This window comes from Quadrisphaera sp. KR29 (genome assembly GCF_052644995.1).
In genome coordinates, this window is the sequence record NZ_JBQXXG010000003.1 from 22,603 (window position 1) to 34,337 (window position 11,735).

The 11,735-nt window shown below is 77.2% G+C and carries 15 protein-coding genes; 11 read left to right on the top strand and 4 right to left on the bottom strand.

The annotated features are described in order from the left end of the window. Window positions 1-16: 16 nt before the first annotated feature. Window positions 17-1,045 (top strand): thiamine-phosphate kinase, encoded by a 1,029-nt coding sequence (locus tag ACUN9U_RS03525; protein WP_445483537.1) that lies wholly within the window; start codon window positions 17-19, stop codon window positions 1,043-1,045. A 60-nt stretch (window positions 1,046-1,105) separates the two neighbouring features. Here the strand turns inward: ACUN9U_RS03525 and ACUN9U_RS03530 are convergent, their stop codons facing one another. Beyond that, a complete protein-coding gene (locus tag ACUN9U_RS03530) occupies window positions 1,106-1,657 on the bottom strand; it encodes a flavin reductase family protein (RefSeq protein WP_445483538.1) in 552 nt (183 codons plus the stop codon). Beyond that, window positions 1,654-2,295, bottom strand: a complete 642-nt coding sequence (locus ACUN9U_RS03535) for a superoxide dismutase (protein WP_445483539.1) — start codon at window positions 2,293-2,295, stop codon at window positions 1,654-1,656. Before ACUN9U_RS03535 ends, ACUN9U_RS03530 begins: the two co-directional genes overlap by 4 nt. 52 nt (window positions 2,296-2,347) lie before the next feature. Here ACUN9U_RS03535 and soxR point away from each other — a divergent pair, with 52 nt between their 5' ends. Next, window positions 2,348-2,815 carry a redox-sensitive transcriptional activator SoxR gene (soxR, locus tag ACUN9U_RS03540; RefSeq protein WP_445483540.1) on the top strand — a complete coding sequence of 156 codons (468 nt, stop codon included), beginning with the start codon at window positions 2,348-2,350 and terminating at the stop codon, window positions 2,813-2,815. 90 nt (window positions 2,816-2,905) lie between these two features. Here soxR and rpmB read toward each other — a convergent pair whose 3' ends face one another. Continuing rightward, the gene (gene rpmB, locus ACUN9U_RS03545; protein ID WP_109772534.1) at window positions 2,906-3,094 is read right to left on the bottom strand and encodes a 50S ribosomal protein L28; all 189 of its coding nucleotides are present in this window, start codon (window positions 3,092-3,094) and stop codon (window positions 2,906-2,908) included. A gap of 182 nt (window positions 3,095-3,276) precedes the next feature. Between rpmB and ACUN9U_RS03550 the strand changes: the two genes are divergently transcribed. The 9 genes from ACUN9U_RS03550 (at window position 3,277) to ACUN9U_RS03590 (ending at window position 10,973) form a co-directional block, all read left to right on the top strand. Then, window positions 3,277-5,577, top strand: a complete 2,301-nt coding sequence (locus tag ACUN9U_RS03550) for an ATP-dependent DNA helicase RecG (RefSeq protein WP_445483541.1) — start codon at window positions 3,277-3,279, stop codon at window positions 5,575-5,577. A gap of 90 nt (window positions 5,578-5,667) precedes the next feature. Beyond that, entirely contained in the window at window positions 5,668-6,942 is a 1,275-nt protein-coding gene (locus ACUN9U_RS03555; protein ID WP_445483542.1) for an MFS transporter, read from the top strand. Next, on the top strand, window positions 6,939-7,553 hold the full coding sequence (gene rsmD, locus ACUN9U_RS03560) for a 16S rRNA (guanine(966)-N(2))-methyltransferase RsmD (RefSeq protein WP_445483543.1): 615 nt from the start codon (window positions 6,939-6,941) through the stop codon (window positions 7,551-7,553). Before ACUN9U_RS03555 ends, rsmD begins: the two co-directional genes overlap by 4 nt. A gap of 10 nt (window positions 7,554-7,563) precedes the next feature. Beyond that, the gene (gene coaD / locus ACUN9U_RS03565; RefSeq protein WP_445483544.1) at window positions 7,564-8,073 is read left to right on the top strand and encodes a pantetheine-phosphate adenylyltransferase; all 510 of its coding nucleotides are present in this window, start codon (window positions 7,564-7,566) and stop codon (window positions 8,071-8,073) included. Between the two features lie 87 nt (window positions 8,074-8,160). Next, entirely contained in the window at window positions 8,161-8,751 is a 591-nt protein-coding gene (locus tag ACUN9U_RS03570; RefSeq protein WP_445483545.1) for a YceD family protein, read from the top strand. A 2-nt stretch (window positions 8,752-8,753) separates the two neighbouring features. Further along, complete coding sequence (gene rpmF / locus ACUN9U_RS03575; protein WP_186717116.1) at window positions 8,754-8,957, top strand: 50S ribosomal protein L32; 204 nt, start codon at window positions 8,754-8,756, stop codon at window positions 8,955-8,957. Beyond that, window positions 8,954-9,742 (top strand): ribonuclease III, encoded by a 789-nt coding sequence (gene rnc / locus ACUN9U_RS03580; protein ID WP_445483731.1) that lies wholly within the window; start codon window positions 8,954-8,956, stop codon window positions 9,740-9,742. Before rpmF ends, rnc begins: the two co-directional genes overlap by 4 nt. Window positions 9,743-9,748: 6 nt before the next feature. Next, window positions 9,749-10,738 carry an Fpg/Nei family DNA glycosylase gene (locus ACUN9U_RS03585; RefSeq protein ID WP_445483546.1) on the top strand — a complete coding sequence of 330 codons (990 nt, stop codon included), beginning with the start codon at window positions 9,749-9,751 and terminating at the stop codon, window positions 10,736-10,738. After that, on the top strand, window positions 10,731-10,973 hold the full coding sequence (locus tag ACUN9U_RS03590) for an acylphosphatase (RefSeq protein ID WP_445483547.1): 243 nt from the start codon (window positions 10,731-10,733) through the stop codon (window positions 10,971-10,973). The genes ACUN9U_RS03585 and ACUN9U_RS03590 overlap by 8 nt, the downstream gene beginning before the upstream one ends. On the opposite strand, the gene ACUN9U_RS03595 is transcribed toward ACUN9U_RS03590, so the two are convergent. Then, complete coding sequence (locus ACUN9U_RS03595) at window positions 10,954-11,694, bottom strand: hypothetical protein (protein ID WP_445483548.1); 741 nt, start codon at window positions 11,692-11,694, stop codon at window positions 10,954-10,956. The two genes, ACUN9U_RS03590 and ACUN9U_RS03595, sit on opposite strands and share 20 nt — an antisense overlap. Window positions 11,695-11,735 lie beyond the last annotated feature (41 nt).

An 11,735-nucleotide genomic window follows, 5' to 3' on the forward strand; every position in this document is an offset into this window, starting at 1 on the left:
ACGGTACCGTCCGGACGTGGGGAGCAGGGGACCGGACGGCGCACCCGGGACGGTCGGCTCCGCCGGTGAGGCCCGCGTGCTCGCGGCCGTGCTGGGTGCCCTGGGCGCCGGGGCGGGCGCCGGTCCGCTGGTGGGCCCCGGGGACGACGCCGCTGTGCTGGCGGCGCCCGACGCCCGCGTGGTCGCCACGACCGACCTGCTCGTGGAGGGCCGCGACTTCCGCACCGACTGGTCCTCGGGGGCCGACGTGGGCGCCAAGGCCGTGGCGCAGAACCTCGCCGACGTCGCCGCGATGGGGGCGGTGCCCACGGGGCTGCTGCTGACCCTAGGCGCACCGGCGCCCACGCCCCTGGCCTGGCTGGAGGACCTCGGCCGGGGCGTGGCCGGCGCCTGCCGCCGCTGGGGCACCGCGGTGGTCGGGGGTGACCTGTCGGGCTCCTCGGAGCTGCTGGTGTCCGTCACGGCGCTGGGCGACCTGCAGGGCCGCGCGCCCGTGATGCGCAGCGGGGCCCGCGCCGGCGACGTCCTGGCCCTGGCCGGGGCCGTGGGGCGCTCGGCGGCGGGGCTGGCGCTGCTGGCCGCGGGCGGCCCGGCGCTGGCGGCCGCGGTGGCCCCGGAGCTGCTGGCCGCCCACCGGCGCCCGGCGCCGCCCGTGGCGGCGGGGCCCGCGGCGGCGCGGGCCGGGGCGACAGCGATGCTCGACGTCAGCGACGGCCTGGGCGTGGACGGCGCCCGGCTGGCCGCGGCCTCCGGGGTCCACCTGGACGTCGACAGCTGGTGGGAGGACCAGCACGTCCTGGACCTGCTGGCGGCGGCCCACCACCTGGCGGGCGAGCGGGACGGGGACGTGCTGGCCCGCAGCTGGGTGCGCGGCGGCGGCGAGGACCACGCCCTGCTGGCCACCTTCCCCCCCGAGGTCGCCGCCCGCGGCCTGCCGGCGCCGTTCGTGCGCATCGGCGAGGTGCTGCCCGTGCGCGAGGGGTGGCCGGTGGTGACCGTGGACGGTGACGACGAGGTGGCCGGCGGGTGGGACGTATACGCCTGACGCACGCGGCAGGCGTCAGGCGTCAGGCAGGCGGAGACGGCGGGTGCCAGGCGGCGGGCGTCAGGCGGCGGCGGTGGTGCTGAAGCTCGACGCGTGCCACACCAGCGGCGCCGTGCCGGGCTCGTGCACCACCGCCTGCACGCGCAGGAGGACGACGTCGTGGTCGCCGGCGGTGACGGTCTGGTGCACCGCGCACTCCATCCACACCGGACCGCCCTCCACGCGCAGCGCGCCGCTGGGCGCCGTGCGCACCGGGACGCCGGTGAAGCGCGCCGCGTGGTCCCTGGAGGCCAGCTGGCGCGCCAGCGGGCCCTGTCCGGCGCCGAGCACCGAGGCCCCGACGGCCGGGGCGCCCGACAGGCGCGCCCAGCTGCGTGAGCCGTGCTGCACCGCGAAGAGCACCAGCGGGGGGTCCAGGGAGATGCCGACCTGGAAGGAGGAGGCGACCACCGCCGCGGGCTCGCCGTCCACCACGGCCGCCAGCACCGCCACGCCGGAGGGGTAGCGGGCGAAGGCGGCGCGGACCTCGTCCGGCCCGCTCAGAGGGGTCGGGCTCAGAGGGGTCGGGCTCAGAGGGGTCGGGCTCAGAGGGGGCTGCACCAGCTGCCTCACGGGGCCACCGCGCTGCTCGGGACGACCAGGCCGGAGGTCTGGGTGCGGGCGGCCTCGAAGCGGGCGGCGACGTCGGCCCAGTTGACGATGTTCCACCAGGCCGTGACGTAGTCGGGCTTGACGTTCTTGTAGTCCAGGTAGAAGGCGTGCTCCCACATGTCCAGCATGAGCACGGGCACCAGGGAGACCGGGACGTTGCCCTGCTGGTCGTAGAGCTGGACGATGACCAGGCGGGAGCCGACGGAGTCCCAGGCCAGGATCGACCAGCCCGAGCCCTGGATGCCCAGGGCGTTGGCGCTGAAGTGGGCGCGGAAGGCGTCGAAGGAGCCGAAGTGCTCGTCGATGGCGGCGGCGAGGTCTCCGACGGGCTTGTCGCCGCCGTCGGGGGAGAGGTTGGGCCAGAAGATGGAGTGGTTGATGTGCCCGCCGAGGTTGAAGGCGAGGTTCTTCTCCAGGCCGGTGATGGTGGCGAAGGAGTCCTTGGCGCGGGCCTCGGCCATCTGCTCCAGGGCGGTGTTGGCGCCGGCGACGTAGGTGGCGTGGTGCTTGTCGTGGTGCAGCTGCATGATCGTGCCGCTGATGTGCGGCTCGAGCGCGCTGTAGTCGTAGGGCAGGTCGGGCAGCGCGTAGGGGGCCATGCCACCATCGTCAGACCTCAACCTCGCTCGAGGTCAAGGTGGAGTCCCGGAGGTGGTCGTGGCCGGACCGGAGGACCTGCTGTCCGTGGGGGAGGTCAGCCGCCGCACGGGGGTGGCCGTCTCGGCGCTGCACTTCTACGAGCGCCGGGGCCTCATCACCTCCACCCGGGCCGCCAGCGGCCACCGCCGCTACCCGCGCCACATGCTGCGCCGGGTCTCCCTGCTCGTCATCGCCCGGCGGATCGGCGTGCCGCTGGACGACGTGGCGGCCGCCTTGGCCGACCTGCCCCCCGACCGCGCGCCCACTCCCGCCGAGTGGGCGCTGGTGTCCCGGGCGTGGCGCCAGGACCTGGCCCGGCGCCGGCGCGCCATCGAGGCGCTGGAGGCCGAGCTCGAGGGCTGCATCGGCTGCGGCTGCCTGTCGATGGGCTCCTGCCGCCTGTCCAACCCCGACGACGCCCTCGGCCGGGGGGCGCACGGCCCGGTGCGGGTGCTCGCCGACGGGGACGGCGCCGTGTGACCGCCGCGGGCGCCGGGGCGCGGGCCCCGGCGGACGCAGCAGCGCCCGCCGGGCCGGGGCCGGGCGGGCGCTGCTGGAGGGCTCAGGAGGTCAGCGGGTGACCTTGCCCGCCTTCAGGCAGGAGGTGCACACGTTGACGCGCTTGGGGGTCACGCCGTTCTCCAGGGTGCGCACGCGCTGGATGTTCGGGTCGAAGCGGCGCTTCGTGCGGCGGTGCGAGTGGGAGATGGCGTGGCCGAACCCAGGGCCCTTGCCGCAGACGTCGCAGGTGGCAGCCACAGCTCTACTCCAGTGATCTCGAAGGCGTCGTTCCTCGGCCGGGGGGCAGCTGGCACCGGGATCACCGGTGGCAGGGCTGCGCGCGCCCAGCGGACGGTCAAGAGTAGCCGAAGGCGGGCGGTGGTCTCGACCGGCGCCCGGGCGCGCCCGGGCTGTCACCGGTCGCTGGCAGTCTGGCACCCGTGTCCCGGCTGTCGTCGCCGCTGAAAAAGGAGCTGGGTGACAAGAACGCCCAGGTCTTCGCCAAGACCCACGGTGCCACCACCGCGGGCGAGCTCGTCCTCGTGCTCCCGCGCCGGTACTACCGGCGCGGGGAGCTGACGCCCCTGGCCCAGCTCGTGGAGGGCGAGGACGCCACCGTGGTGGCCGAGGTGGTGCGCACCAGCACCCGCCCGCTGCGGCAGCGCGGCGGGATGATGGTCGAGGTGGTGGTCACGGACGGCCGCGACGAGCTGTCGCTGGCGTTCTTCGGGCGCACCAACCAGGTCGGCTACCACCAGAGCCGCCTGAAGTGGGGCCGCGCGGCCATGTTCTCCGGCAAGGTGCAGAGCTACCGCGGCCGCCTGCAGCTGGTGCACCCCGAGTACGAGCTGCTGCCCGGAGACCTCGACACGGTCATGGCCACCGACGCGGACGTGCTGCGCGCCCGCGCCGACGAGGTCATCCCCGTCTACCCCGCCTTCAAGGCGCTCCCCAGCTGGAAGACGGCCAAGGCCGTCGCCACCGTGCTCGACACCCTCACCGCCGAGGACGTGCCCGACGTGCTGCCCACGGGCGTGCGCGAGCTGGAGCAGGTGCCCAGCAAGCTCGACGCCCTCCTCTTCCTGCACCGCCCCACCGACCTCGAGCAGCCGCCCCGCGGCCGGCGCCACTTCGAGCTGGAGGAGGCCTACGTCACGCAGGTGGCCCTGGCCCGGCGGCGCGCGGCCCTCGCCGTCCTGCCCGCCACGCCCTACCCGGTGCGCGAGGGGGGCCTGCTGGCCGCCTTCGACGCCTCCCTGCCCTTCGAGCTCACCACCGGGCAGCGGGAGGTGGGCGCCGCGCTGGCGGCGGACCTCTCGCGCACCTCGCCGATGAACCGCCTGCTGCAGGGCGAGGTCGGCTCGGGCAAGACGGTCGTGGCGCTGCGGGCGATGCTCCAGGTGGTCGACGCCGGCGCCCAGTGCGCGCTGCTCGCTCCCACCGAGGTGCTGGCCCAGCAGCACGTGCGGTCCCTGACCCGGATGCTCGGGCCGCTCGCAGCGCAGGGGCTGCTCGGCGGTGCCGCTGGTCGGCGCGGCGACGGCCCGCAGGTGCAGGTGCGCCTGCTCACCGGCTCCCAGTCCACGGCGGACCGGCGCGCGGCCCTGCTCGACGTCGCCAGCGGGGACGCCGGGATCGTCATCGGCACCCACGCGCTGCTGCAGGACGCCGTCGACTTCCACGACCTCGGCCTCGTCGTCGTCGACGAGCAGCACCGCTTCGGGGTGGAGCAGCGCGACGCGCTGCGCGCCAAGTCCGGCGTCCCGCCCCACGTGCTCGTCATGACCGCGACCCCCATCCCGCGCACGGTGGCCATGACCGTGTTCGGGGACCTGGAGGTCTCCACGCTCACCGAGCTGCCCGCCGGGCGCCAGGGCATCACCACCGCCGTGGTGCCCGACTGGCGCGAGAACTACGTCGCACGGTGCTGGCAGCGCGTCCGGGAGGCCGCGGACGCCGGCCACCAGGTCTACGTGGTGTGCCCGCGCATCGGCGACGGCGCCGAGGACCAGGAGGCCGACGACGGCGGCGGGGGCGTCCTGGCGGCCGCCGACCCCGGCGAGCGCGCCGACGCCGCCGGGGAGGAGGGGCTGCTCTTCGGGGACGTCCCCGGGGAGGAGGGCCGCCGGCCGCCGCGCGCGCTCTACGAGGTGCTCGCCGAGCTGCGGGCGCGGCCCGAGCTGGCGGGCCTGCGCCTCGGCGTCCTGCACGGGCGGATGCGCTCGGACGACAAGGACGCCGCCATGCGCTCCTTCGCCGCCGGGGAGCTCGACGTGCTCGTGGCCACCACCGTGGTGGAGGTCGGCGTCGACGTCCCCGGCGCGACGGTCATGGTGGTCGTCGACGCCGAGCGCTTCGGGCTGTCGCAGCTGCACCAGCTGCGCGGACGCGTCGGCCGGGGCGACCACCCGGGCCTGTGCCTGCTCATGACCGGCGCGCAGGACGAGCAGTCCGGCCTCGGGCGCCTGACGAGCTTCGCGGAGACCACCGACGGCTTCGCGGTGGCCGACCTCGACCTCGCCTCCCGGCGCGAGGGCGACGTGCTGGGAGCCGCCCAGTCGGGTCGCAACAACTCCTCGCTGAGGTACCTCAGGGTGCTCGGTAACGAGGACCTGATCACCCGCGCCCGCCGCTACGCCAGCGACCTGGTCGCCTTCGACCCCGAGCTCACCGACGCGCCGAGGGTGCGGGAGGCGCTGGCGCGCCTCGAGGAGCGCGAGGCCTTCGTCGAGCGCGGCTGACGCCGGCTGTCCTACCCTGGGCCCGACAGCAGCTCAGGGATCCGTGCGACCTGTGGTGGGGAGGCGCACACGTCCCCTGGAGCACGCCCGGTGAGCCTCACGAGCACCTTCGCCCCCTACGCCGAGCTGCAGCGGGCCGCGGGCACCCCCTACCTCCTCACGGCCTTCGCCGCGCGCCTGCCCATCACCCTGGTGCCCGTCTCCGCGCTCGCGGCCGTCACCGCCGGCACCGGGTCGGTGGCCGTCGGAGGCCTGGCGGCGGCCGCCACCTCCGTGGGCGAGGCCGTCGGCGGGCCCTCCCTGGGCGCCGCGGCCGACCGGCTCGCCCACCGCGGGGGGCAGCGGCCGGTGCTGCTGGCCGCCTCGGTGATGCACGTCGGTGCGCTGCTGACCGTCGCCCTCGGCGCCGGCGCGCTGCCCGTGCCGCTGCTGCTGCTCGCGGCCGGGCTCGCCGGGCTCGCGCTGCCCCCCGTCGGGGCCTTCTCGCGCGCCCGGTGGATGCGCCGCACCCCCGCGCTGGTGCCCACCGCGATGGCGGGGGAGAGCGCCGCCGACGAGGTCGCCTTCGTCCTGGGTCCCGCGCTGGCGGGCGTCGTGGCGCTGGCGGCCTCCCCGGCCACGTCGCTGCTCGTGGCCGCCGCGCTCGTGGCCCTGGCCGTGCCCGCCTTCGCCCTGCACCCCAGCGCCACCACCCCGCCCGGTGCGCCGGGGCCCGGTGCGCCGGCGCCCGGCCGGTGCGGTGCGCCCGCCGCGCCGCGCCGCGCCGGGGCGGGCACGGCGGTGCTGGTGCGCCGCCTGGCGGTGGTCCTCGCGGCCGCGCTCGGCATGGGCCTGTTCTTCGGCGGCGGGCAGACCGCGCTGACGGCCGCCGCGCGCGAGGCCGGGAGCCTCGGCGCGGCCGGCCTGCTCGTGGCGGCCCAGGCGCTGGGCTCGGCGGTCACCGCCCTGGCCATGGTCGCCGTGCCCGAGCGGGTGGGCCTGCCGCAGCGGCTGGGCGCCGCGGCGGCGGTGCTGCTGGTGGGGGTGGCGACCATGGCGGCCTCCCTGGCGCTGACGCCCTCGCTGGTGGCGCTGGGCGCAGCGGCGGCGCTCAGCGGCCTGGCCATCGGGCCGGCCATGGTGACCATCACGTCCATGGCCGCCGAGCGCAGCCCCGCCGGCCAGGCGACCACCGCGATGACGCTGGTCGGCAGCGGCCTGGTGGTGGGCGTCGGGATCGGCGCCGCCGCCGCGGGGTGGCTGGCCGAGCACCGCGGCGCGCTGGAGGCGACCTCCGTGCTGGGCCTGGCCGGGCTGGTCCTGCTCGCGGTGGCCGCCGGGGCGTCGCGGGCGCCGCGCCGCGCCGGCGCCGGGGCCGCCGCGTGACGCGGGTCATCGCCGGGTCGGCCGGCGGCCGGCGCCTGGAGGTCCCGCGCGGCGGGACCCGGCCGACGTCGGACCGGGTCCGCGAGGCCCTGTTCTCCCGCCTGGAGCACGAGCGCGACCTCGCCGGTGCGGCCGTGCTGGACCTGTTCGCCGGCTCCGGTGCCCTGGGTCTGGAGGCCGCCAGCCGGGGCGCCGGCGCGGTGCTCCTGGTCGACTCCGCGCCCGCCGCGGCGGCCGTCTGCCGGCGCAACGCGACCGCCCTGGGGCTGCGCGGCGTCGCGGTGCGGGCGGCCACGGCGGCCTCGGTCCTCGCGGGCGGCGCAGCGGCGGCCGGCTTCGGCGGGGGCGCCGACGTCGTCCTGGTCGACCCCCCCTACGACCTCCCCGAGGGCGCCCTCGCGGCGCTGCTGGCAGCGCTGGTCGAGCACGGCTGGCTGGCGCCGCGGGCGCACCTGGTGGTGGAGCGCTCCACCCGCAGCCCCGAGCCGGTCTGGCCGGCCGGCGTGCAGGGCCTCGGGCAGAAGCGGTACGGGGAGACCGCGCTGTGGTGGGCCGAGCCGCTGGAGCAGCCGCACCCGCCGCAGCCTCCGGGGCCGTCGCAGCGCCCGTAGGGTCGCCCCCGTGCACACCCCGACCCGGTGCGTCTGCCCCGGATCCTTCGACCCGCCCACCCTCGGCCACCTCGACGTCATCGCCCGTGCGGCGGCCCTCTTCGACGAGGTGGTCGTGGCCGTCCACGCCAACCCCGCCAAGACGCCGCACTGGGACGCCGAGGAGCGGGTGGAGGCGCTGCAGGAGTGCGTCGCTCAGGTTCTGGAGCCCGGTGCGGCCGCCCGCGTGCGCGTCGAGGCGGTGCGGGGCGGCCTCCTGGTCGACCACGTGCGCTCCGTCGGCGCGACCGCCGTGGTCAAGGGACTGCGCTCGGCCACCGACGTCGAGCACGAGCAGCCCATGGCGCTGGTCAACCGGGACCTGGCGGGGGTGGAGACGGTGCTGCTCGTGGCCGACCCGCGGTGGGGGCACGTCTCCAGCTCCCTGGTGCGCCAGGTGCACGCCCTCGGCGGCTCCGTCGAGCCGTACGTGCCGGCTCCCGTGCTGCGCCGGTTGGGGGCACGGCCCGCCACCCGGTAGGCTCGACCCTCGGTCTGTCGGCTGCTCGCGCGCGCTGAGCGCGGCGGGGCGGCCGGACCGTGCTCGGACAGCGAAGGCAGAAGGACGATGGAACACCTCGACGTGCGCTCCCCGTACGTCGTCGACACCCGTGAGCTGGGTCGGCGGCCCGGGCTCTCGCACCCCCTCACCCGCACCGTCCCGGCGCCGGCGCACCTCGGCACCGAGGTGATCGGCGTGGCCGAGGGCAGCGACCTCCAGCTCGACCTCCTCCTGGAGTCCGTGGTGGAGGGCGTCCTGGTCTCGGGCACCGTGCACGGCGAGGCGACGGGGGAGTGCGTGCGCTGCCTGGACCCGGTGCAGCGCTCGGTCGACGTGCGCGTCCAGGAGCTCTTCGCCTACCCCGGCAAGTCCTCCGCGGAGGACGAGGACGTGCTCGAGCTGCAGGGCGACCTGCTCGACCTCGAGCCCGCCCTGCGCGACGCCGTCGTGCCCTCGCTGCCCTTCCAGCCGGTGTGCTCGGTCGACTGCCCGGGCCTGTGCTCGCAGTGCGGCGCGCGCCTGGCGGACGACCCGCTGCACGGCCACGACGACACCGACCCCCGCTGGGCGGCGCTGCGATCCCTCGCCGCCTCCGCGGACGGCACCACCCCCACCACCGACGAGCGGCCCGCCGGGCCGGAGAACCCGAGGAGCTGACCGTGGCGGTCCCCAAGCGCAAGATGTCCCGTTCCAACACCCGGCACCGCCGGTCGCAGTGGAAGGCCGCCCCGCTGACGCTGGTCGCCACCACGCGCGGCAGCGGCACCGAGTACTCCCTGCCGCACACCGCCCGCGTGGTCACCGACGCCGCCGGCACCCCCCTGTACCTCGAGTACAAGGGCCGCAAGGTCAAGGACCTCTGACGGCCCGTCGCCGTCGGCCCGTCGAGCCGCCGCGCGACCAGGTCCACGCCCGGCTGCTGGAGCAGCTCGGCCTCGAGGTCGAGGTCGAGCTGCTCGAGCGCGCCCTCGTCCACCGCTCGTGGTCGTACGAGAACGGCGGCGTGCCGACCAACGAGCGCCTGGAGTTCCTCGGCGACGCCGTCCTGGGGCTCGTCGTCACCGACGAGCTGTTCCACCGCCACCCCGACCTGCCGGAGGGGCGCCTGGCCAAGCTGCGCTCCGCCGTGGTCAACATGCGCGCGCTCGCGAGCGTCGCGCGCGGGCTCGACCTGGGCTCCGCGGTGCGCCTGGGCCGCGGTGAGGAGACCACCGGCGGCCGCGACAAGGACTCGATCCTCGCCGACACCACCGAGGCCGTGATCGGCGCCGCGTACCTGTCGTGCGGCCCGGACGCCGCGCGCGAGCTGGTGCTGCGGCTGGTCGGCCCGCTGCTGGAGGTCTCCGCCGAGCTCGGCGCGGGCCTGGACTGGAAGACGTCCCTGCAGGAGCTCGGCGCCGCCCACGGCCTCGGTCCGGTGGAGTACCTCGTCACCGAGGAGGGCCCCGACCACGCGAAGACCTTCGCCGCGGTCGCCACCTTCCCCGAGGCGCCGGCCGACGACCCCCTCGGCGCCGTGCCGCGCGGCGCGGGCGCTGGGCGCAGCAAGAAGGAGGCCGAGCAGGAGGCCGCCGCCTCCGCGTGGCGCGCCCTGCACGCCGAGCGCGGCGCCACGCCGGCCGGCCAGCCGGTGGCCCAGGACGCCTGAGGCGCCGTGCCCGAGCTGCCCGAGGTGGAGGTCGTCCGGCGCGGCCTGGCCCGCTGGACCACCGGCGCCCGCGTCGACGCCGTCGAGGTGCTGCACCCCCGCCCGGTCCGGCGCCACACCGCGGGCGCTGACGACCTGGTCGCGCGCCTGCGCGGCGCGCGCGTGGACGACGTGGTCCGCCGCGGCAAGTTCCTGTGGTTCGAGCTGGACACCGGCGAGGCGCTGCTCGCGCACCTGGGCATGAGCGGCCAGCTGCTGCTCGAACCACCGGAGGCCCCCGACGAGAAGCACCTGCGCGTGCGGCTGCGCCTGTCCGACCAGGACGCCGGCGGGGCGCTGGAGGGCAGGGAGCTGCGCTTCGTGGACCAGCGCATGTTCGGGGGCCTCGCCGTCGTCGACCTGCTCCCCACCCCCGACGGCCTGCCCGGCGGCACCGGTGGCCTCGCCCCGGCCAGCGGCGCCGGCGGCGGGGCCGACGACGCGGTGCCGCGGCTCGGCACGCCCTCCAGCGCCCGCGTGCCGGAGGGCGTGGCGCACATCGCCCGCGACCCCTTCGACCCCCACCTCGACGAGCGCGCCCTGGTCGACAGGCTGCGCAGCCGGCGCACCGGGGTGAAGCGGGCCCTGCTCGACCAGGACCTGCTCTCCGGGGTGGGCAACATCTACGCCGACGAGGCGCTGTGGCGCTCCCACCTGCACGGCGAGCGACCGGCGTCCGGCCTCACCCGCCCCGCCGCCCGGCGCCTGCTCGGCGACGTCCGCGACGTCATGGCCGAGGCGCTCGCCCAGGGCGGCACGAGCTTCGACAGCCTCTACGTCGACGTCAACGGCGCCTCGGGCTACTTCGAGCGCGGGCTGGCGGTCTACGGCCGCGAGGGCCGCCCGTGCCCGCGCTGCGGCGCCCCGGTGCAGCGCGAGGCGTTCGCCAACCGCTCCTCGCACTCCTGCCCGGTGTGCCAGCCGCGTCCCCGCTCGGCCGGGAGGGCCCGTGGCTGAGCTGCGCGCCGTGGTCAGCGGGGTGGTCCAGGGCGTCGGGTTCCGCTGGTGGACCGCGCGCCGCTGCGAGCAGCTGGGGCTGCGCGGCGGAGGGGTGGACGAGGCCGACGGCACCGTGCTCGTGCGCGCCACCGGCGCCGCCGACGCGCTGCAGCAGCTGCTGGCAGACCTGCGCGACGGCACCGCGGGCCGTCCGGGCACCGTCGACGACATCGTCAGCCGGCTGACCGGCTGACCCCGCCACCGGCCGGGGCCTGCGCCCGAGGGGTGGAGGCGCTCAGCGCGCGCAGCCCCAGCGACAGCAGGACGACGACCTCCAGCGCCGCCAGCGCCAGGGCCGCCGCCGCCGGCAGCTGCACCGGCAGGGCGCTCAGCGCGGCCAGCGCCACGGGCGCCCCGGCCAGCCACCACCGGACGGCGCCGGCGCGCCGCAGCGCGAGGGCCAGCAGCACCACCCCGACGGCGCCGGCGAGGGACCCCGCCAGCGCCGGGACGTCGACCGGCAGCGGGTGGGCCTCGAACGCCGCCATCACCGCCTCCCCGGTGGCTGGCGGCAGCACGCCGTCGGCGGTGGCGTACCACCACGCCACGCCCTCGGCACCGACCGCCACGCAGAAGGCCAGACCGCCCAGGGACGCCAGGACCCCGCCAACCGCGGCCAGCACCGCTCCCCGGCCACGGCAGGCGGCGCCGACGAGCACCGCGAGCCCCGTCAGCGCCACAGCGACCCCCGGTCCGCCGACCAGGGCGTGCATGAGCAGCCAGGTACCGGGCCCGTGCGAGCGGACGCCGGCCACGTCGTAGACGTGGTCGTCGAGCGGTGGGTGCCAGGCGAGGAACGCGGCGCGCGCGAGCACGGCCACCACGAAGAGCACTGCGACCGCGCGCAGGGCGGGGCGGTGCCGGGAGAGCGGGGCGGGACGCTCGGCGGGACTGGCGGAGGTGGCTGCGGACACGGGTGCTCCTCGGGTGCGGGACCGACCCGCCGACGGTGCGC